Raw genomic sequence first — 20,610 nt, 5'->3', positions numbered from 1 at the left:
GGCAAGGTCAGGCGGAGCTGTTCCCGGCTCCCGCCTGAAACATTCATTCAAGTGAGGCTCGCTCAATGAGTTTTGCTCCCCAAGTTCGTATTCCTGCCACCTACATGCGTGGCGGTACCAGTAAAGGCGTCTTCTTCCGCCTGCAAGATCTGCCCGAAGTCTGCCAGGTACCCGGTGAAGCGCGAGACAAGCTTTTGCTGCGCGTAATTGGTAGCCCCGATCCCTACGAAAAGCAGATCGATGGCCTGGGTAATGCCACCTCCAGCACCAGTAAATCGGTAATCCTGGCAGCGCCCACGCAACCGGATCACGACGTCGATTATCTGTTCGGTCAGGTCTCCATCGACAAACCCTTTGTTGACTGGAGTGGTAACTGCGGCAATCTCACCGCCGCCGTAGGCGCATTCGCCATTAACGGCGGCTTTGTGGCCAAAGAGCGTATTCCTGAAAACGGCATCTGTACCGTTCGTATCTGGCAGGCCAACATCCGCAAAACCATCGTGGCCCACGTGCCCATCACCAACGGTGAAGTGCAGGAGACCGGTGATTTTGAACTGGATGGCGTAACCTTCCCGGCGGCGGAAGTGCAGATCGAGTTTATGGACCCGGCCGATGGCGAAGGGGCCATGTTCCCCACGGGTAATCTGGTGGATGAGCTGGAAGTGCCGGGTGTCGGCACCCTGAATGCCACCATGATCAATGCCGGTATCCCGACCATTTTCATCAATGCCGAAGACATTGGCTACAAGGGCACCGAGCTGCAGAATGACATCAACAGCGACCCCAAGGCGCTGGCCATGTTCGAAACCATTCGCGCCCATGGTGCGGTGAAAATGGGACTGATCTCGGATATCGCGGAAGCTGCCAGTCGCCAGCACACTCCGAAAGTGGCGTTTGTGGCCAAACCTTCGGATTACGTGTCTTCCAGCGGAAAACAGATCAATGCCGCCGATATTGATGTGCTGGTTCGGGCGCTGTCCATGGGCAAGCTGCACCACGCTATGATGGGCACGGCGGCGGTGGCTATTGCAACGGCGTCTGCAATTCCCGGCACGCTGGTTAATCTGGCGGCTGGCGGCGGAGACCGTACCCATGTGACTTTTGGTCATCCGTCCGGAACCCTTCGGGTGGGGGCGGAAGCGAAGGAAGTAAATGGTCAGTGGACTGCCACCAAGGCGATCATGAGCCGCAGTGCGCGGATAATCATGGAAGGTTGGGTGAGGGTACCTGGCGACAGCTTCTGATGGCTCCTATAGTTGGGACAGGAGGGCCGTAATATGTCTGCTACTTACGATCTCAACGAACGCCCGGACTACGACGACATACTGCAACAAATCGCCGACTATGCCCTTGATTACCGCATAGAAAGCGAAGAAGCCTGGGAAACCGCCCGTTATTGCCTGATGGACACCCTGGGCTGCGGTTTGCTGGCGTTGCGTTTTCCGGAATGCACGAAACACCTGGGCCCGCTGGTGGAAGGCACGATCGTTCCCCACGGTGCCCGGGTGCCCGGCACTCCATACCGCCTCGACCCGGTGAAAGCCGCGTGGGACATAGGCTGTATCGTCCGCTGGCTGGATTACAACGATACCTGGTTGGCGGCCGAATGGGGCCACCCCTCCGATAATCTCGGTGCCATTCTTGCGGTTGCCGACCATCTTTCTCAAAAACGCGTTGCCAATGGACAGGCGCCACTGGCCATGAAAGCCGTTCTCGAGGCCATGATCCTGGCCCATGAAATTCAGGGTGTGCTTGCCCTTGAGAACTCCTTTAACCGGGTAGGGCTGGATCATGTTGTGCTGGTGAAGGTGGCGTCGACCGCCGTCAGTGCCAAACTGATGGGCGCCAACAGGGAACAGATGCTCTCCGCGCTGTCTCATGCCTGGGTAGATGGCCAGGCCCTGCGCACCTATCGCCACGCGCCCAACGCCGGATCCCGTAAATCCTGGGCGGCAGGCGATGCCACCTCCCGGGGTGTTCGCCTGGCAGATATTGCCATGCGAGGGGAGATGGGCATTCCCGGCGTGCTGACGGCGCCACAATGGGGCTTCTACGACGTCCTGTTTAGCAAGACCAATCGCGATCAGGCCCTGAAACCTGAATCATCACGCCGCTTCGCATTACCACAGTCTTTCGGCTCCTACGTGATGGAAAACATCCTGTTCAAGATTTCTTTCCCGGCAGAGTTTCATGCCCAGACCGCCGCCGAGGCCGCGGTAAGACTACACCCGCAAGTAAAGGGCCGGCTGGAAGACATTGATCGCATAGAGATTACCACCCACGAGTCGGCTATTCGCATTATTTCCAAGCAGGGCAAACTCGCCAATCCGGCAGACCGGGATCACTGCCTGCAGTACATGACGGCGGTGCCACTGATCTTTGGCAACCTGACGGCAGAGCATTACGAAGACAGCTTTCACCAGGCCCATCCAGAAATCGACCGCCTGAGAGAAAAAATGCAGGTCATCGAGGATGAACGATATACCCGCGAATACCTCGAGGCCGATAAACGATCAATCGCCAATGCGATACAGGTTTTCTTCAAGGATGGCTCCAGTACCGACAAGGTTGCCGTGGAATACCCGATAGGGCACCGACGCCGGCGCAAGGAAGGTATGCCTCTGCTGGTGGAGAAATTCCGGGCCAATCTTCAGACACGCTTTCCTGCCCAGCAATGCGACGCCATTATGGACAGTTGTGCTAGTCTGGGGCAGCTTGAGGTGATGCCGGTGCACGAGTTTGTGTCGCAACTATAAAATATTTGTAAAATCGAACGAAATGGGGGAATGGCCCACATTGAAGTTTCAATGAATTGCCGTACAATCCCGTAACGGTTTGTTACAGTGTGTAGCAAAGGATGCTTGCAGTACAGGCAGTGTGAACCGCACAAGGAGTCGACGTGGCCCACGTCAGGTTGTTCAGACACTATATACACTTACCTTTTGTTATTCTCGGCCTGATCGATCTGATCGTCATGGGCCTTGCGTTCGCACTGGCGGTGTTTTTCCGCTTCTTCGGCGAGCTCGAATTCTTCCTCGATAATCTTGTTTTTGTCCTCCCTTCCATCACGATCTTTGCGTTGTTCAATCTGATCGTCATGATCGCTCTGGGCGTGCACCAGTCCCGTGTGGAAGAAGGCATGTCCGGCATGATGCTACGCACCATCATGGCCATGATTCTCGCCATACCGCTGCACGGCTTTGCCTACTTCGTGGCCGATGACTGGCTCTGGTATCTGGGCAGCTTCGGGTTACTGACATCGGCGACTGTGCTGGCGATATTTTCGCTGGGCATTGCCAGAGTGGTGTTCTTTGCTGTGGTAGGCAAGGACCGCTTCAAGCGCCGGGTTCTGGTGCTGGGTGCCGGCCGCCGGGCAAAACAGATGTTCGAGGACCTGACCACTCCTTTCAACCGCAAAGGATTTTCACTGGACGGCTTCGTTCCCATGCCGGATGACACGGTGGAAGTGGATGAGCAGTACCTCATTAACCTTCCAACCTCCTTGCATGACTACGTACTTCGACACCCGGTAAGGGAGATTGTGGTTGCGGTGGACGACCGCCGTCGGGGCTTGCCGATGGAAGACCTTCTGGAATGCAAAATGGAAGGTGTGCACATTATCGACGGTGCTAACTTCTACGAGCGTGAATCCCGTAAGGTGGCTCTGGAAATGATCACCCGTGGCTGGCTGGTGTTCTCTGACGGATTCACGGTTTCTTCGGTGTATGGCGTCGGCAAGCGGGCGCTGGACGTTCTGGCTTCCGGTACGCTTCTGCTGGCCACGTTCCCGATCATGATTCTCACCGCCATCGCCATCAAACTGGAAGACGGATTGAAAGCTCCGGTGATTTACAGCCAGGAACGGGTAGGCCTGAACAACCAGGTGTTCAAGGTGCACAAGTTTCGGTCCATGATTACCGACGCGGAAAAGAACGGCGCAGTCTGGGCTCGGAAGAACGATACCCGGGTGACACGCGTTGGCGAATTTATCCGTAAGGTGCGGATTGATGAACTGCCACAGATCTTTAATGTACTGAATGGCACCATGGCCTTTGTCGGGCCGAGGCCAGAACGGCCGGTGTTCGTTGAGCAGCTGTCTGAAAAGATTCCGTTTTATGCAGAAAGGCACCGGGTAAAGCCCGGGCTGACCGGTTGGGCCCAATTGTGTTTCGCCTATGCGGACAACGAAGAGGACACCCGGGAAAAGCTGCGCTACGACCTCTACTACATCAAGAACCAGAGTTTACTTCTTGATCTGTTGATTATAATTCAGACAGTAGAAGTGGTATTGTTCAAAAAAGGATCAAGGTAGTTTCGGGAGTCAGCTGTTCCCGGAACATGGAATAAAGCACGGACCTCACAAGAGAGGAATAAAGATGTCACGGAAGTATCTCATCCAAGGGCTTATTGTGTCCCTCATGGCGGTAGCTTTGGCAACGGGTTGTGCCGGCCCTTCCGCTTCCTCTTCAGAACAGATCCAGCGTGCATTGGCCGTTGATACCCGGGATAGCGTGGACCAGTACATACTGGGCGCAACCGATGTCGTACGGGTTTCTGTGTGGCGCAACGAGGATCTCAGCATCTCCGTTCCGGTTCGGCCTGACGGCAAGATCTCCGTACCGCTGGTAGGCGACGTGCAGGCCAGTGGCCGAACGCCCGAAGAGTTGGCCAGCTCCATTCGTACTTCCCTGACTGAGTACATTCGTGAGCCACAGGTGAGTGTGGTTGTGACCTCCATGGGCAGCCATGAATTCACAGACCGGGTGCGGGTAACCGGTGCGGTTCGCCAGCCCATTTCAGTGCCTCACCAGAGCGGCATGACGGTTCTGGATATCTTCCTGAATGCCGGTGGTGCGAACGAGTTTGCCGCGCTGAACAACGCCATGCTGTATCGGAAGCTTGAGGGCGAGGTGGTTGCCATTCCCGTAAAACTGGACGACATCCTGAACAAAGGCCGGGTTGAAACCAACTACGGCATGCGGCCGGGTGACATTCTTACCATTCCAGAGCGCAGTTTCTGAGTGGTTGTAGAGCTAAAAGGTCTGAAGGCGGGTTAGGTTATGGCATTACCGTTATCCCAGTTACCGCAGGAGATCATTCGCGAGGTCCGGGGCCGGAAGGGCCTCGCGTTCCTCGCGTTTGTGATTGTCAGTTTTGCTGTGCTTGGAGCAGGCTTTGTATGGCCCTATAAGTATCAGTCTGAGACCATCATCTTCGTAGACGACCGCAACATCATTGCGCCGTTGATGGAAGGGCGCGCCGTGGCCACGGAGATTAACGACCGTACCTCGGCTGCAAAAGAATTGCTGATGAGCCGGAGCCTGATCGAGAAAGTGGCTTTGGATCCTGAAATCTATCCGGATGCGCCCTCTGACCCGGCGGCACTTGAGTACCGGATTGCTAACATTCGCTCGGGTTTGTCGGTCAGGCCCCGGGGCGACAGTTATTTCAGTATTGGCTTCTCTTCCACTTCCCAGATGGAAGCATTCCGCGTTGCCCAGAAACTGGGTCAGGTCTTTATAGAAGAAACCAAGGACCGTAAGCGGGCCGAAAGCCGCAACGCCTACGATTTCATCGACAAACAGGTCAAAAGCTACGAGCAGCAACTGGCCCAGGCTGAGAACCGGCTCAAGGAGTTCCTCTCTGAAAACACCGATGGAACGGAGCAGGAGGCTAATGCCCGCATGGCGCAGCTTCGTAATCAGCTGGAACTGGCTGAACTCGAGAAAAAAGAACTTGAAACCCGTGCGGCTTCACTTCAGAGCCAGCTCGGAGGCATCCGGCCCACGATCACGCAAGGCCGAACTGAGGATACCTACAGAGAGCGGATCCGGATCCTGGAAGAGCGCCTGGATAGTCTGCGGCTGCAATACCACGATACCTACCCGGATATCGTGATACTCCGGGAACAGCTGGCGGAACTGCGCAAACAACGAGATCAGGCGGCAGAACGGCCGACCGACGTGAGTTCACTTGAGGGCGAAGAAGCCGTTAACCCGCTCTACCAGGAACTGCGGGCGAACCTCTCTACCACTCGGGCGGATATGGCCACCGTGGATACCAGAATTACTTCGCTCTCCCGTCTGCTGGAACAGCAAGCAAAGCGCATGGAGCGCATCCAGGCCAACAAGGCCCAGTACTCTGAGCTCACCCGCGACATGGAAGTGAACCGTGAGATTTACGATGACCTGCTCAAACGCCGGGAAAAAGCGCGGGTCTCCATGCACCTCGACATTGAAGGGCAGGGGCTCAACTACCGCATTAATGAAACCGCTCAATTCCCGCGTACGCCCTCTGGCCCCCAGTTCTCCATGTTTGCTGCGGCTGGATTGTTCCTGGGGCTGGCGGCACCCTTTGGAGCGGTTGCGGGTCTGTTACAGGTAGATCCCCGGATTCGTGCCAGGAAGCAGTTGGAAGAAGACATTGGTTTGCCGGTTCTTGTTGAGATTCCGGAGGTACGAACACCCTACGAAAAGCGACGGGATCGAAAGGTTACGTTACTGATCGGGATTTTCGCGGTGCTCACGGTAACAGTGTATGTGACCATCGTTGTGCTAGCTCAAATGGGAGTGATCTGATGCCAGAACAACGTAATGATCGGTCCGGATTTGATCCCGAGGGTTCCCAGAATTCTGGCAATGAGACAACCGGCAGCAGCCCGGCGGGCAGTGAAGAGCATTCCTTTTGGCTGAAGCGCAAGGAGCGTTTGAAACAAGAGCTGGATTTCCGGGATGACGAAGACTCTCGCATGCTGGTGCCAAGTTCTCTGGAACTGGGCCCCGGCGCGGTTGATAAATACGTTATCAGTAAGCAGATCGTGCGTATGCAGGAGCCCAGAAGGCTCACGCACGACGACCTCGACGAGCGTCGGATTATCTATCCCGAGTCCCGCAACCGCGCGCTGGTCAACCGTTTCCGGGATCTGAGAACCAAGCTGCTGGAGGTTTCCGGAGGCAATAACTTCACGCTGGTCGTGAGCGGTGCCAGCTCTGGCGCCGGTTCCTCGTTTGTAGCCCTGAATCTTGCTGCAGCCTTTGCCTTTGATCAGGCCAAGACGGCTTTGATCATCGACTGCAACCTGCGCGAACCGTCTTTGCACTCCACACTGGATGTGATGCCCGAGACAGGCCTGACCGACTTTCTGGATGACCCGGACTACGACATTTCCAGGATTCTCTATCCGACCGGTATTCCCAGGCTGAGGCTGATTCCGGCGGGCAGTCGCCGTGAAACACCGGCCGAGTTTTTTACCTCCTTCCGGATGAAGCAATTCCTGCAGGCAATCCGTCGTCGCTATCCAGACCGTTTCATCGTGCTGGACACGGCGCCGATATCCGAATCTCCGGATGCCCGCATTCTGACCGAACTCTGCGATTACGCCATGCTGGTGGTACCTCACGGCAAGATCACTGCGGCGACGGCCGAACAAGCTGCGACGGCTTTCAATCCGGACAAGTTTGTAGGAGCGGTGATCAATGGCTGATCGGCAGAGGGTAGGGACACCCGTTGCAATAAAGGCAATACCAGTAATGGTACTGGCTGGTGCCTGCTCGTTCCCCGTGTTTGCGCAAAGTGAGGTCACGTTCGGGCTGGACAGCCGCTTCACCGACAATGCCCGCAAAGCAGATACGAATGAAGACAGCGATTTCGAGACCCGTGCCTACCTTACCGCCGGTTACCAGACAGATCCCGGACGCTGCAACGCTGATTTCCTGGGCACTCTGGGGTATTCCTGGTGGCAGGACGATAGCTTTGACAGCGAGAGCTTCGCGGAAATGGACTTCCAGGGCGATTGCGAGCTCGCCAACCAGCTTTACTGGGAAGTGGACAACAACCTTAGGGAAGTGAACCAGGACACTCGCCAGAGTGACACACCGGACAACCGAACCCGAAAAAACGTGTTCAGCACTGGCCCCAGATACCTCTGGCGTCTGAATGACACCAACTGGCTCAGTCTTTCTGCCCGCTATGCCAACACCGAGTACGACGAACCGGAGGAAACGGACAGTGAGCGCTATACCGGTTCTATCGCCTGGAACCACCTGTTCAGTTCAACATTCACCGGGGGGCTGAGCGTTTCCTACAGTCAAACCGAGTTCGACTATGGAGCAGAAGTGGATGTGAATAGTGCCCAGGTTACCTTCGAGAACCGTTGGGCGACCACGTCTCTTTCCGGTTCTGTTGGCGTGAGTGAGATCGAAACGGATTACGCCAATACCAACCAGTCGAGCGATGGGCTGGTAGGCCAGATAAACCTTACCCGGCAAATCAATCCGAGTACCGAATGGTACCTGAATGCCTCAAGGGAGCTGACAGACCGCACGTCCACGCTTGACCTTCGTTTCGGAGAGTTCGAGTTCAACCTCCGCGAAAGCATCACCGTTGAAAACAGCGTTTTGTCGACCGGCATCAACAAGCAGTTTTCCGACGCCTCCTCACTGAATCTTGACCTCTATGCTTATCGCTCGGATTACCTGGAAAGCGACGAGAAAGAAGACAAAGCCGGCATTAATGCCCGCTATTCTCGCCAGTTTTCGGAACTGACCACCGGATACCTGGCGCTGGGCTTCGACCACCTGAGTTATGAACGCGACGACACCCAGGACGAAGTTGCCCGGCTTGTGATCGGCGCTGAGCACCAGGCAACCAGGGATTTGAGTTTGTTGGCCAGGGTAGGGCACGACACCAAGTCCAGCGATATTTCCAGCCGGGAATACGATGAGAACTGGGTGTTGGTTGGTCTGGAATACCGACTGCGCTGATCAACACAGGAAGTGTGAGGCTATGGCCATGAAAGAACCGATACAGAACGCCCTGACAATTGATGTGGAAGACTACTTTCAGGTAGCTGCGTTGGCAGAGGCCGTTCGCTACGACGACTGGTCCTCCATGGAGTATCGGGTTGAAGCGAATACAGATCGCATTCTCGCGTTATTCGAGAGGGCAGGTGTAAAAGCGACCTTTTTTACCCTTGGGTGGGTCGCTGAGCGTTCTCCAGAGCTGGTGAAACGGATTGCGGCTCAAGGCCATGAAGTTGCCAGCCATGGTTACAGTCATCAGTTGATCTATAACCAGACGCCGGACGTTTTCAAAGAAGAAACCCGGCGATCGAAGGTTATTCTTGAGGACATTCTCGGTGCGCCGGTAACAGGGTATCGCGCGGCCAGCTACTCCATTACCAATCAATCGCGTTGGGCGCTGGATATCCTTGCCGAGCAGGGGTTTACCTGGGATTCGTCCATCTTTCCAGTGCATCACGACCGCTATGGCATGCCCGGCACGCCACGCTGGCCCCATCGGCTGACCACCGATAAAGGATATGAGCTGGCGGAGTTCCCGCTAAGCACGTTCAAGTTGCCGGGCTACACCCTTCCAATTGCTGGTGGTGGATATTTCCGGCTTTTCCCCTACTGGTTCAGTCGATACGGACTGGGCTCCATCAACCGGCAGGGACGGCCTTTTGTGTTCTACCTTCACCCCTGGGAAGTAGACCCAGACCAGCCGCGTCTGGATGTAAAGTGGTTCTCCCGCTTCCGTCATTACAACAATCTCGATGTGTGTGAACAGAGATTGGCTAGATTACTGTCTGATTTCCGGTTTACCACTATGAGCCAGGTTCTGGAAAGCGAAGGGGTTCTTGCGCCCTCATCGAACACTCTAGGCTCTCGTTCTGTGGCAGGGGTGGCATGATGGTCGCAGTTTTCTGGATATCTTTCCTGTTGTTGGCTTACATCTACTTCGGCTATCCCGTCTGTATCCGACTGCTGGCATCCGCACGCCCCTTGCCCGTAAACAAAAGCGGCGCTTACCAGCCGAAAGTCTCGATTCTTATCGCTGCCTACAACGAGGCTAAAGATATTGAGGCTACGCTCAGGAACAAGCTGGCGTTGGACTATCCCAGGGAGCGATTGGAAATCCTGGTGGTTTCCGATGAGTCAGAGGACGGAACCGACGAGATTGTCCAGGCGGTTGCTGCGGATGCGCCTTTCCCGGTCAAACTGTTTCGTCAGGTACCCCGTCAGGGTAAAACCGCAGGGCTCAACATGCTCAAACAGCATGCCGAGGGGGATATCCTGGCGTTTTCGGATGCCAACTCCGAGTGGGATCAACAAGCCCTTAAAGCACTGGTGAGTAACTTCAACGACCCAGCGGTGGGATACGTAACCGGAAAAATGGTCTACGTGAACCCGGAGGGCGCCCTGATTGGCGACGGTTGCAGCGCTTACATGAAGTATGAGAACTGGCTCAGGGCACAGGAGACTCTGGTAGGCTCTGTGGTAGGCGTAGACGGTGGCATTGACGCCATGCGTAAAGAACTGCACTCCGAGCTGAATGCCGATCAGTTGCCGGATTTTGTTCAGCCACTCAAAGTGGTTGAGCAGGGGTACCGCGTTGTTTATGAACCTGGGGCGCTGCTCAAGGAAGAAGCGTTAAGCGATGGGGGCAGTGAATTCAGCATGCGGGTGCGGGTAAGCCTCCGTGCACTGTGGGCGCTCAAAGACATGAAACAGCTCATGAGCCCGGCCAACGATCCAGTGTTTGCCTGGCAGCTTATCTCCCACAAGCTGCTGCGTTACGCGGCCTTTGCACCGATGATAACCCTTGCGATTGCTGCCCTTTACCTGGCGCCGGTGAAAGGATTGTATGCGTTAGCCGCGATAGGGTACGGCCTGTTTCTCTATTTCGCGTGGGCGGGCTATCAAAAAGAGAGCCGGGGGCAATCGCTTTCTACCGTGTATGCCCTGCCATACTACTTCGTATTGTTAAACCTTGCGTCCTTTAAGGCATTTGTCGCCTTCGCCAAGGGCGAAAAGAAGGTTGTCTGGAATCCAAGGAAGGGCTGAGGTGAGTATTCGTGTGCTACACCTCATCGATAGCGGCGGGCTATACGGAGCTGAGCGAATGCTGTTGGCCCTGGTTGAAGCGCAGCAGGAGTCGGACCTGGAGCCTATGATTCTAAGCGTTGGTGAGCCGGGTATTGAGGAGAAAGCGATTGAGAAGGAAGCTGATCGTTTGGGGCTTCCATTGAAAACATGGCGTATGAAGCCGGGCTTGAACAGAAAGGAAACTCTCCGTATCTGTCAATGGGCGGACGAGTGGGGCGCAGACTTGGTTCATTCCCATGGGTATAAATTCAACATTTTGTTGGGGTTGTTCGGTCGCTTTAAAAAAGAGATTCCATTTGTCGCAACGCTGCATGGATACGTTCATGCCCCTTTGTTCACTCGCATGTGGGTGTACGAGAAACTGGATAGGCTCGTTTTGAGGCGAATGAGTGCGGTCGTAGTGGTGGGGGAAGCAATGAAAAAAGAGCTTCCGAGAGGCCTTCGTTACTCCGAAAAGGTCGCCGTAATCAGGAACGGCCTGAAAGTCGAAAGTGTTCTTCAAAAAGCAAAAAAAACCGTCGCCGCAGAGGTCGATGCGTTCATCGTTAGCCATGCCCCGGTCATTCTGGGTGTGGGGCGGCTGTCATCAGAAAAGCAGTTCGGTAAGCTCATTTTGGCTTTTGAAAAACTCAGGCAGTGCTTTCCAAAAGCCGGTTTAATTATAGCGGGTGATGGTTATCTGAGAGACTCGTTGGAACAGTGTATTTCAGAACATGCACTGGATGAACACGTTCTGTTAGCCGGATATTGTTCGAATATTCCCTCGATCATGGCTAGATCAAATCTTTTAGCTATCTCATCTGCAACTGAGGGTCTTCCAATTACTTTACTTGAAGCAATGGCCCTTCGGCTTCCAGTTGTATCTACGTCTGTGGGCGAGATTCCCGAAGTGCTTGAGAATGGTGAAAACGGGGTGCTCATAAAGAATATTGAAGAGGAACTTGTTGAGGCGATGGAAAACGCATTAGCTGACAGGGATGCTGCTCGTGAAAGATCCGAACGAGCAAGCGAGAAGCTGGCGCGTGAACTCACAGCGCAAGCAATGGCCGCGCAGTATTCAGTCGTTTATGAACGAGCTTTGGCATCATGAGGCTTTGGTGTTTCCTTCGTTATTTGATTGCCCGGCTGACATTTTTCGCGTTGCGATTGCCTATTTCCAGATTTGAAAGAGAAATATCGGAGTTGTGGCGCTCGACTCCAGAGGAAAGAAAAAAGCGTTTAGACGAGACGCTAAAATCGAATAGTCCAAGGGGCGAGAATGGGGAACGCGTTAGTAGTGTTGCCCAGTTAGTTGAACAAAGGCCATTAACAAAGAGCGTCTTTCGCGAGAGCGCCAGCAATGCTCCGAAGAGAGCATCGGGATACTCTCGTCACACCGCGGGTACGACGGGAGATCCAACTCATATTTTTCTCTCAAGAGAAGAGTTGGCACGAATGCTTGCAGTACGTTCGTATTGCTATCGTTACCATGGCATACGTTTAGGGCACCGCGAGGCGCGTATCTGGGGCCGAGCTGCAAACACCTTCGCGTCGAAGATTCGTGATTTCCTGCTCAACCGAAAAGTTTTCTATCCAGCCGAGTCTAATGCAAAGGATATGGTCTCAGACCTTGTTAGCTGGAAGCCTCAGTATGTCTACGGTTACACCTCCCTAATCCTGGAGGCTGCCCAAATTATCGAAAAGAACGGATTCCAACCAGAGGGTGTGAAAGCCGTGATCTGTACGGCGGAATCAATACTGCCAGCACAAAAAAGGTTTATTAGTTCCGCATTTGGTGCCCCGGTGCTCGAAGAATATGGATCTACAGAGTTCGATATTATCGCTTTCGAATGCAAGAAAGGGCATTTGCACCTAGTGAACCCCTGGTTGTGGGTTGAGTCAGAATATGATTCTGCCCTGATTACCGATATCTCGCGAAATTCTCAAAGCCTTGTCCGTTACAAACTGGGGGATGCCTTCAAAACGGTTGAGAGTAATTGTGAATTATTAGGGGGTACAAGAGTAATAGAGGAGCTACAGGGACGGACAGCTCAACAATTTGCGTATTTAACCCCAGAGCATAAGTTCCATGCAGTGGTTTTCGGTAGGGCGCTTGATGCCTATATGAATGAGTTTCATGAGTGCTTCAAGTTCACTGTATCGCAGACAGAAATGGGGGAATTCCAACTCTATGTTTCGTCCAGCCCTTCGCATGGCACTGATCATCTAAAGAATTGGGTTAATCTGGAGCTAAGAGCTCAGCTAAATGAGCAGCTGGATTTAATTAGGACCGTCAACGCTGGTGAGGACGTGATGCGTAACGGTAAGCATACCTACTTTTTTCAGGATCTGGACATTGATGTCAACGGATAATAAAGCCCTACGTATCTCAGCAGTCGGAGATATCTCCCTTGGTGATCACCCGGTCTGTGTCGGCCACGGTATGCGGAGCACGTTTTCCAAGCTTGGATTTCGTGTCCTGGAGGAGATTTCACGGTGTTTCGATAATGCCGATACTGTGATTGCCAATCTAGAGACAGTGACCTCTGATTTGGGACTAAAACCAAGGAAGCTGGCTTCATTTGAGATGCGAGGAAACCCCGAGCACCTTAGCTTTCTACGACAAGCCGGAATTGATGTGCTCTGTGTTGCGAACAACCATGCTATGCAGCACGGTGAGGCTGCGTTCTGGGATACTGTGTCCAATGTTCGAGATGCCGGCATGGATGTTATCGGGCTTGAGTCCCAAGGCCGTACTAATGTCCACACTATTTCGCATGGAAGCGTTGAAAGTCATATTTTTAATGTTTCCATGAGGCCGGAGGAATGGGCCAAAGACAAAACGAATCTTCCCTATAGCAATAGACAAGATCGCGAAAACCTCTTCGCAGAGGTTAAAAGGTTGAGAGCGTCGTGTACGGGCTTTCTGATTTGCTCAATCCACTGGGGACTTGAGTTCTTGGATTATCCTTCGCCAAGCCAGGTGGAGATTGGCAGGGCGTTGATAGACGCAGGAGTCGACGTGGTGTTAGGGCATCATTCACACGTTGTCCAGCCGGTCGAGCGATACAAGCAAGGTGTTATTTTTTACTCTCTTGGCAATTTCGTTTTTGATCTCTGGTCCGAAAGTACAAAACAGACGCTGGTTGCTCAAGTGGAACTGGAGCCGGGTCAGCGCCCTAAGTACAGTTGGGTGCCCATTGTGATTGATAAGGATTTTCGGTTAAGAATCGCCGATCAAGCGACCAAAGCCTCAGTGGATTCACTGTTATCGTGGGAACGTTTTGAAAAGATGGAAAACAAACCTAGCACCGATGAAGAATACGTGGAGAGATATAAGTCTGAGGAATTACGATTCAGGTACTCTAGCTATCGTTATTTTCTTAAGAATATCATCCGTTATCCTCCAGACTTTCTGTTTCAGTCCCTGGCAAGAACCGCTTATAGGCGGCTTACCGGGACTTGAAGTCTATTTGGCTAATGAATCAATGACCGCGTGAAGGCGCTTCTCATCATTGGACCAATTGTATTTCGATTGAACTGCGTAAACTCCGTTCTTTCCAAGGGTTGCACGGAGTTCAGGACACTTGAGCATTTGAAGTTTCTCAGCAATATCTTTGATGTCGAGGTCCTTGCATACCAGGCCCGATTCAGTTTCGTTGACGATCCTTTTTATGGGCTCTACCTCGGTAGCCAAAACCGGAAGACCGGCGAGCATGTAGTCAAAAATTTTGTTCGGAATGGTGTGGTTCCAATGGGGGCATACTCGGTAGGTGAGAGCGCCAACATTCGCTTGCGCCATTAACTCATCAACCTGATTGTGTTCCAGCCACCCGTGAATAGTCACTGACTGTTGTAGGTTTAGCTCTTTAACACGACTAATCAAGTGCTCCCGCTCTGCTCCTTTGCCGACAATGTCGATTTTGAGTGAGCTGGGTTCGTTGCCCATTTTTATGAATTCAGAAGCTGCTTCGATTAGGAGATCCAAGCCTCGCAGTTTGGTTAAGAACCCTACATAGACCAAGCGAAGGGTATGCCCTTCGTGAGAGTGTTTCGTGCCAGAAAACTTCTTGGTGGGTGGGGTGTTACTGACGATTGTTACACGATCCGGATCGACGCCTTTTCTCAATAGTCGGTCGCGGGATTCCTCGATCATCACTAGCGTATGGTCGAGCTTAGGTAGTATCTGGGATTCGTATCTCTCGGCTAAAGCTGGGCTTTTGGTAATCGACTCCAAGGTTTTGCCGGCACTGAACATTCGGGCAGAGGCATACATGTAGGGATAGACTTCCGCCATGTCCAGAACTACTTTTGCTCCTTTTGGCTTCGCGACAAGCAGTGCCGTTTTAACCAACGGGATATCCCGAACAATAACGATTGGTTTTTCGGACTTTGATATTGCTTGGCGAAGTGTGCGAACCCAAAGGGGGCTGAACCAAAATGGAATGTTCGCTAGTTTTCGGAGCAGCGAATTGTTACTGCCGATGACCGGAAGTCTAATGATGGACAGACCATCCTGCAGATCAGCAGGATTCATACCAGAAAGGTTACGAGCAACGATGGTGATATTGTGACCTCGATCTCTCAAGCTTTCAGCAATCTTCTCAACCCTTACATCCCAAGGGTAGTCTTCCTTGTAAAGAATAAATATATCCATTTTTGAACCATCTGGTGTTTTCGTTCGGGGCAAGCCTTATCGAAAAACATTATAAGGTATTGGTCCCAAAGGGTTGAACAAACTAACGAAAATGCGCGATATGTAGAGTACGCAGTCGCAAAATCTGAGACAATGATTAATATAAAAGTAGGTACCAAGCAATCATGGCTGGCACCAGTTTTGGCGATGATGCCAACTGACTGATCAAACTAGTTGATTGGGACAGCTAGAATCATTGGCTATATGCAGCAGTGTAGCCGGAGGAGATGAAAATGAAAAAATTATCAGCATTTTTGATCTCAATGGGGCGAGTTCAAAGGTCGAGTGTACCTTTTGTTTTAATCGGATTGTCGCTTGTTTCGTCCTCTGTCTTGGCCGCCCCGACAGTTTCCGGGATTGAGTTTGGGGCGCAAAATGAGCTCCAGTCCGGCCAGACATTGAAGATTATTGGTTCCGGATTCGGCGCAAAAACTCAAAGTGCCCCTATTCTGTATGATCATACAGACATCACTTGGGAGAACGGAGTCGAAAACAAATACCAGTCAACATTTCAGGATATGGCTTTGGTGAAGCGGATAGACTCAGATCCAAATACGATCTGGACGAAGCCCTCTTTGCCGGAAGAACACAGCACTGGAATGCTAGTGACCAAAACTCGCGAAACCCGTGATGGCAATCCTGGCTCACACTATTACGGGAGGGGTAATGTCAATTTTCTGGGATGGCCAAGAGCTAGTGGCGGGGAAAAAACAAATTTTCAGTCTTCCCAGATGTATTCGGCATTTTGGATTAAGCTACCATATAATCTGAGCAACTATTATGCGATCCCTGCCGAGAGTAATCCTACTTCGTTTTTGACAGGCGGCCCTGAGAAATACGGTGAGTCATTTAAGATAGAGGGCTTGGAAAGCCAAGGGCGAGTGTTGGCCTTTGAAAAAGTTGGTGCGTTGCCAAATGGTTGGCTTTTTATTGAGCCTCCAGCAGGAGTGAGCGTAAAGGAACTAGTTGGGAAGCGACTAGTTGGCATTGAGTCGGGTGCTGAGGTCACCTTCCCTGAGTCGGCCTCTTTAGCAAAGTTTGATCAATACGGTTTTCTTACTCCTCGAGGAAAATACGCACGCTTTTGGTCAAACCCTGATGGAACAGGGTATAGATTTTCACTTGCGAATCTGGGCCTCTCGGGCACGGGAGAAAACATATGGTCTAGTAGTTTCGGAGGCCTCTATCCAATTCCTGGTAAATGGAATCTGTTTGAAATCCAGATTGACACTGGAGCATCGCCAAATGTGACTGCGTGGCTGAACGGGGAAGTCTACCTTTCAAGTGAGCAAAGTTGGAGGGAAGCGTTCACCTCGTCATCAATTTCTGACAGCGCAGGTTTGACCATAGCGTTGCTGGGAATAGATGATTTCATGCCGGTACCTTTTTCCGTAGAAGTTGACGATATTTATCTAGATAAGACATCTCAAAGAATTATGCTTTGCAATCGCCCAGATATCGTCAGCTTGAGGACCAAAGGCGGACATTGCGAATTGCAGAGACCTGTGAGTTGGAGCGACCGTTCTATTGAAGTCGAGCTGGTAATGGGCTCGCTTGATGTATCAAAACCATTGTATTTTTACATATTTGATAGGGATGGGGTTTCAAATTCAAAAGGCCTTGAGTGGTGTAACAATTCGGATTGTTCTTATCCTCCTGCAGCAATTAATTTGCAAGTAAACTGAAATAATTTGAGGTTTTTGTGTTGAGGAAAAATTTTACAAGGAAGTTCAGACGGGAACTATTTAATTTTGCCAGAGAGCTAGATTTTTCAGGCTGGTACTTTCTACTGAAATATACTTTTAGTAAATTTAGGAGAGAAAATAGCGATGAGCTGAAGCTCGAGAATATTTCCGGGGTTTTGGCTCATTTCCCGAGACTATTGAATGAAAAAAGAATTTTAGAGGCTAAGAGACTATCGTCTGAAATAAATCGAAAGTCTACTGTCAGAGATGAAGTACAGCTAAGTTACAGCTTGGTGGTGAAGCCCTATCTGTCGAATGAAGAAAAAGGATTGATAGTCGTTTCCTTTGAGAATCAGTTGGAGAATTTACTAAATTTGAAGAGAGTAGATTCGCTGCTTGATAGGTATTACATCGTATTTATCCCCTCTTGGACAGGTCTTTTTTCAAGCCAACTATTTCGTTTGATTTCGGTTCTTAATGGTCGTCCCCTATTTTTGCTTCCCGTCCATGAATCAGAACGAAAACTCGTAAAGTATTTGGGTGAAAATTGTCATGCTTTGCCTTTTAATGCGGCCAGTTGGGTGAATTCTGATTTTTTTCACCGTTCGGACCTAAAAAGGGACATCGACTGTTTGATTGTCGCGAATTTCGCGACGTTCAAGCGGCATTGGTTACTATTTAAGGCGCTAAAAGGATTACCTAACTCCGTCTCCGCGGTCTGTGTTGGTGTTCCTTTGGGCCAAAGGGATGGCAATAGTATTAGGAGAGAAGCTGAGGAATACGGTGTTTTAGACAGGGTAATTATTGTTGAGAATCCATCTCAAGAGGACCTTAGAGATTATTTTCAGCGAGCAAAAGTATTTTGCGCAATGTCTTATCGCGAAGGTTCTTATATAGCAGTGGCTGAGGCATTAATCTCTGGAACACCGGTAATTATGTTCGAAAATGCACATGTTGGGAGCAAGAGTTTTATATCTCCTAATGTAGGTGCGTTGGTTTCCTCGGTACGGGAATTGAGAACTAAAATTAAATTCTATCTGAATTTGGATTCTCACGATAAAATACGTAATTTGGCTTTTAAGGATATAAGTGCACAAGAGAATGTTAAAAAACTAAATCGTATGCTTTCACGCTGGTCCGAAGAAAATGGGATGAAATGGTCCCAGAATATTGTTGGTTTTTATAGTATGAGGCTGGGTTTCTATTACTTTGAAAAAAGTGATGAGGATTTGTTATCCCAAGATTATAAGTATTTATCGGAGCAAGGTTTGAAGTTTGCTTTGCATTGATTTATTAGGGGTAACGAAAAAAATGAAAGATAATCATCTAATTTCAGTTATAATTCCAGCGTATAATAGAAAGTCTTTTATTGAGGAAGCTATTCGATCTGTTAAAAGCCAAAACTATAAAAACTTCGAAGTTTTAGTTGTTGATGATGGATCCACTGATGGTACTTATGAAATCCTGAAAAAATATCACGCTGAGGGTTCTATAAGACTTTTTCATCATCCCGGGCGCTTAAATAGAGGCCAATCAAGATCAATAAATTTGGGGCTAGAGAAAGCAAAAGGAGAGTACGTGGCGATCCTGGATAGTGATGACATGTTCGCTCCTAATAAATTGGTAGAACAAGCAGCTATACTTATAATGAATCCAGATATAGGTATGGTTTATGGGCAGGGGCACGCGATAGATGCATCAGGTAATTTTCTTTTTGAAATTCCTGGCCATAGCCATGAAGAGACCGGAGATCCCAATCGGTTACTTTTAGATTGTTACATGGCCCTTCCGGGAGGCTCGTTAATTCGAAAATCTGTCTTTGACGATGTTGGTTATTTTGAAGAATCATTCCGTGCGGGACAGGACCATGATATGGCGCTAAGAATCATGGAGAAAACAAAAACGGTTTATCTGCCAAAGCTTGCCTTCTATTATCGAAAACACGGCGATTCTATTAGTGTTAAAGGCTTGAAGACGCGTTGGATCACAGGTATGCGTATACTCGAGCGTGCTCAAAGTCGTTATCCTTATTCAAATGCTACCATCCGAAAGCGAAAGGCCGTTCTCCATTTTCGTTTGGCTCAGACGTTTTGGCGTGATGGTAATAAATTGTTTGCGTTTCGTCATATTATCACCTCGGGTTTCCTTGATCCGAGACGCGCAATTTCAGTTATTCTTGGTCGTGAAAACATATAATGATTAACCTCTTGAAGGGAAACAAAGTTGATGCTGCAGAGGGATGCGCCAAAAAATCTTCTTTTTGTAATAGACTACTTTAAGAATCCTAATGCTGGAACTGAAGGGCAGTTGTATAGTTTAATTAAAGGGCTTGATCGGACTAGATTTAATCCGGTACTGCTTGTATTTCGGGAATCTAAATACTTACAGGAAAAAGGGTTTCCTTGTGATTATTATGTTCTTGGTCATACCCGACTATTATCTCCTGCAACATGGATGGCTATGTGGAGATTTGCAAAAAAAGCGCGGGCTATGAATATAAGTGTTGCCCATATATTTTTTAACGACCCCTCTGTTATTTGTCCTCCCATACTTAGGGTTAATGGAATAAGAGTAATAATATCCCGGCGGGACATGGGGTATTGGTATAACTTGAAGTATCGATTCATGTTGGCGATGTCCGGTAGATTTGTAAGCAGAGCAATCGTTAATAGCAAAGCGGTTGGGGCGGTGACCAGTATAAATGAGCCACTCAATTCAAAAAAGATATCGATCATCTATAATGGGTATGAATTCTATGACTCTGGTGATCTAATACCCCATGATATATCTTCTCTTCGAAGGCGATATCCCGAAGCGATATTTATAGTTTTAGTGGCGAATGTAAGGCCAATAAAGCGTATAAGTGATGCGATCCATGCGTTAGTTCATCCTAGTCTTCGAGATAAGAATCTTCATCTTGTCGTTATCGGTGATGGAGATTTGGATATGCTGAAATCACTATCGTATAAACTCGAATTAGGTGAAAGAGTTCATTTGTTAGGACCAAGAAGTGACGTTAGGCAATGCCTAAATGGCTTTGATATAGGTGTATTGTGTTCAGAATCTGAAGGTTTCTCAAATGCGATCGTTGAGTATATGCAAGCCGGCTTGCCAGTCGTTTGTAGTAATGTCGGAGGTAATCCGGAGGCGGTTTCACATGGAGAAAATGGCTTTCTATACCCGGTTGGCGATATCTCAGCACTCGCGTCGTATCTCGATGATTTATATAAAGATTCCAGCTTGCGTCATTGTATGGGCAAGGAGTCTTTAAGAACCGCTACAGAACGTTTTAGCATGCGAAGAATGGTTATGGAACATGAGCGCGTCTATGAAAGTCTTAGTGAAGTGGGGAGTGAACACTGAT

Annotated in this window: 17 protein-coding genes; 16 read left to right on the top strand and 1 reads right to left on the bottom strand. The window is 50.4% G+C overall.

Annotated features, from left to right (window positions below; all coding sequences use genetic code 11):
* The first annotated feature begins 65 nt into the window (after positions 1-65).
* The 12 genes from prpF to ACAM27_RS12250 all read left to right on the top strand — a co-directional run bounded on the left by prpF (position 66) and on the right by ACAM27_RS12250 (position 14,331).
* Positions 66-1,244 carry a 2-methylaconitate cis-trans isomerase PrpF gene (gene prpF / locus ACAM27_RS12305; RefSeq protein ID WP_113880188.1) on the top strand — a complete coding sequence of 393 codons (1,179 nt, stop codon included), beginning with the start codon at positions 66-68 and terminating at the stop codon, positions 1,242-1,244.
* Between the two features lie 33 nt (positions 1,245-1,277).
* Entirely contained in the window at positions 1,278-2,756 is a 1,479-nt protein-coding gene (prpD, locus tag ACAM27_RS12300) for a 2-methylcitrate dehydratase (protein ID WP_369612053.1), read from the top strand.
* A gap of 143 nt (positions 2,757-2,899) precedes the next feature.
* Positions 2,900-4,312, top strand: coding sequence for a TIGR03013 family XrtA/PEP-CTERM system glycosyltransferase (locus tag ACAM27_RS12295; RefSeq protein WP_014421296.1), 1,413 nt, complete (start codon positions 2,900-2,902; stop codon positions 4,310-4,312).
* 106 nt (positions 4,313-4,418) lie between these two features.
* Positions 4,419-5,021, top strand: a complete 603-nt coding sequence (locus ACAM27_RS12290) for an XrtA/PEP-CTERM system exopolysaccharide export protein (RefSeq protein ID WP_223268763.1) — start codon at positions 4,419-4,421, stop codon at positions 5,019-5,021.
* Between the two features lie 39 nt (positions 5,022-5,060).
* The gene (locus tag ACAM27_RS12285) at positions 5,061-6,578 is read left to right on the top strand and encodes an XrtA system polysaccharide chain length determinant (RefSeq protein WP_121206629.1); all 1,518 of its coding nucleotides are present in this window, start codon (positions 5,061-5,063) and stop codon (positions 6,576-6,578) included.
* Positions 6,578-7,483 (top strand): polysaccharide biosynthesis protein, encoded by a 906-nt coding sequence (locus tag ACAM27_RS12280; protein WP_023010388.1) that lies wholly within the window; start codon positions 6,578-6,580, stop codon positions 7,481-7,483. The genes ACAM27_RS12285 and ACAM27_RS12280 overlap by 1 nt, the downstream gene beginning before the upstream one ends.
* Positions 7,476-8,762 (top strand): outer membrane beta-barrel protein, encoded by a 1,287-nt coding sequence (locus ACAM27_RS12275; RefSeq protein WP_369612052.1) that lies wholly within the window; start codon positions 7,476-7,478, stop codon positions 8,760-8,762. Before ACAM27_RS12280 ends, ACAM27_RS12275 begins: the two co-directional genes overlap by 8 nt.
* A 28-nt stretch (positions 8,763-8,790) precedes the next feature.
* Entirely contained in the window at positions 8,791-9,690 is a 900-nt protein-coding gene (locus tag ACAM27_RS12270) for an XrtA system polysaccharide deacetylase (protein WP_369612883.1), read from the top strand.
* Positions 9,687-10,844, top strand: a complete 1,158-nt coding sequence (locus tag ACAM27_RS12265) for a glycosyltransferase family 2 protein (protein WP_369612051.1) — start codon at positions 9,687-9,689, stop codon at positions 10,842-10,844. Before ACAM27_RS12270 ends, ACAM27_RS12265 begins: the two co-directional genes overlap by 4 nt.
* A 58-nt stretch (positions 10,845-10,902) precedes the next feature.
* Positions 10,903-11,976, top strand: coding sequence for a glycosyltransferase (locus tag ACAM27_RS12260; RefSeq protein WP_369612050.1), 1,074 nt, complete (start codon positions 10,903-10,905; stop codon positions 11,974-11,976).
* A 344-nt stretch (positions 11,977-12,320) separates the two neighbouring features.
* Positions 12,321-13,238 carry a CoF synthetase gene (locus tag ACAM27_RS12255; RefSeq protein ID WP_369612049.1) on the top strand — a complete coding sequence of 306 codons (918 nt, stop codon included), beginning with the start codon at positions 12,321-12,323 and terminating at the stop codon, positions 13,236-13,238.
* Positions 13,225-14,331: a CapA family protein gene (locus ACAM27_RS12250; protein WP_206851851.1), complete on the top strand. Its 1,107-nt coding sequence runs from the start codon at positions 13,225-13,227 to the stop codon at positions 14,329-14,331. Before ACAM27_RS12255 ends, ACAM27_RS12250 begins: the two co-directional genes overlap by 14 nt.
* Before the next feature lie 3 nt (positions 14,332-14,334).
* Here the strand turns inward: ACAM27_RS12250 and ACAM27_RS12245 are convergent, their stop codons facing one another.
* Positions 14,335-15,522: a glycosyltransferase family 4 protein gene (locus tag ACAM27_RS12245; protein ID WP_369612048.1), complete on the bottom strand. Its 1,188-nt coding sequence runs from the start codon at positions 15,520-15,522 to the stop codon at positions 14,335-14,337.
* A gap of 272 nt (positions 15,523-15,794) precedes the next feature.
* Between ACAM27_RS12245 and ACAM27_RS12240 the strand changes: the two genes are divergently transcribed.
* From ACAM27_RS12240 to ACAM27_RS12225, 4 genes are read left to right on the top strand one after another with little or no spacing between them, the layout of a single operon-like run.
* Positions 15,795-17,246 carry a hypothetical protein gene (locus tag ACAM27_RS12240; RefSeq protein WP_369612047.1) on the top strand — a complete coding sequence of 484 codons (1,452 nt, stop codon included), beginning with the start codon at positions 15,795-15,797 and terminating at the stop codon, positions 17,244-17,246.
* 17 nt (positions 17,247-17,263) lie between these two features.
* Entirely contained in the window at positions 17,264-18,535 is a 1,272-nt protein-coding gene (locus ACAM27_RS12235) for a glycosyltransferase (protein WP_369612046.1), read from the top strand.
* A 22-nt stretch (positions 18,536-18,557) separates the two neighbouring features.
* Positions 18,558-19,442, top strand: coding sequence for a glycosyltransferase (locus tag ACAM27_RS12230; RefSeq protein ID WP_369612045.1), 885 nt, complete (start codon positions 18,558-18,560; stop codon positions 19,440-19,442).
* A 30-nt stretch (positions 19,443-19,472) separates the two neighbouring features.
* Positions 19,473-20,609: a glycosyltransferase gene (locus ACAM27_RS12225; protein ID WP_369612044.1), complete on the top strand. Its 1,137-nt coding sequence runs from the start codon at positions 19,473-19,475 to the stop codon at positions 20,607-20,609.
* Position 20,610 lies beyond the last annotated feature (1 nt).

Source organism: Marinobacter sp. RI1 (assembly GCF_041155085.1).
Lineage (GTDB): Bacteria > Pseudomonadota > Gammaproteobacteria > Pseudomonadales > Oleiphilaceae > Marinobacter > Marinobacter nauticus.
Note: the sequence above shows the minus strand (reverse complement) of the source record. Positions and strands in the feature narration are given on the sequence as shown.

What these genes read in the sequence shown, in the direction of transcription:
- ACAM27_RS12270 (WP_369612883.1), top strand. Translation starts at nt 8,791, where the DNA reads ATGAAAGAACCGATACAGAACGCCCTGACAATTGATGTGGAAGACTAC.
- ACAM27_RS12275 (WP_369612052.1), top strand. Translation starts at nt 7,476, where the DNA reads ATGGCTGATCGGCAGAGGGTAGGGACACCCGTTGCAATAAAGGCAATA.
- ACAM27_RS12290 (WP_223268763.1), top strand. Translation starts at nt 4,419, where the DNA reads ATGGCGGTAGCTTTGGCAACGGGTTGTGCCGGCCCTTCCGCTTCCTCT.
- ACAM27_RS12245 (WP_369612048.1), bottom strand. Translation starts at nt 15,522, where the DNA reads ATGGATATATTTATTCTTTACAAGGAAGACTACCCTTGGGATGTAAGG.
- ACAM27_RS12225 (WP_369612044.1), top strand. Translation starts at nt 19,473, where the DNA reads ATGCTGCAGAGGGATGCGCCAAAAAATCTTCTTTTTGTAATAGACTAC.
- prpD (WP_369612053.1), top strand. Translation starts at nt 1,278, where the DNA reads ATGTCTGCTACTTACGATCTCAACGAACGCCCGGACTACGACGACATA.
- ACAM27_RS12230 (WP_369612045.1), top strand. Translation starts at nt 18,558, where the DNA reads ATGAAAGATAATCATCTAATTTCAGTTATAATTCCAGCGTATAATAGA.
- ACAM27_RS12255 (WP_369612049.1), top strand. Translation starts at nt 12,321, where the DNA reads ATGCTTGCAGTACGTTCGTATTGCTATCGTTACCATGGCATACGTTTA.
- ACAM27_RS12265 (WP_369612051.1), top strand. Translation starts at nt 9,687, where the DNA reads ATGATGGTCGCAGTTTTCTGGATATCTTTCCTGTTGTTGGCTTACATC.
- ACAM27_RS12280 (WP_023010388.1), top strand. Translation starts at nt 6,578, where the DNA reads ATGCCAGAACAACGTAATGATCGGTCCGGATTTGATCCCGAGGGTTCC.
- ACAM27_RS12285 (WP_121206629.1), top strand. Translation starts at nt 5,061, where the DNA reads ATGGCATTACCGTTATCCCAGTTACCGCAGGAGATCATTCGCGAGGTC.
- ACAM27_RS12250 (WP_206851851.1), top strand. Translation starts at nt 13,225, where the DNA reads ATGTCAACGGATAATAAAGCCCTACGTATCTCAGCAGTCGGAGATATC.
- prpF (WP_113880188.1), top strand. Translation starts at nt 66, where the DNA reads ATGAGTTTTGCTCCCCAAGTTCGTATTCCTGCCACCTACATGCGTGGC.
- ACAM27_RS12260 (WP_369612050.1), top strand. Translation starts at nt 10,903, where the DNA reads ATGCTGTTGGCCCTGGTTGAAGCGCAGCAGGAGTCGGACCTGGAGCCT.
- ACAM27_RS12240 (WP_369612047.1), top strand. Translation starts at nt 15,795, where the DNA reads ATGAAAAAATTATCAGCATTTTTGATCTCAATGGGGCGAGTTCAAAGG.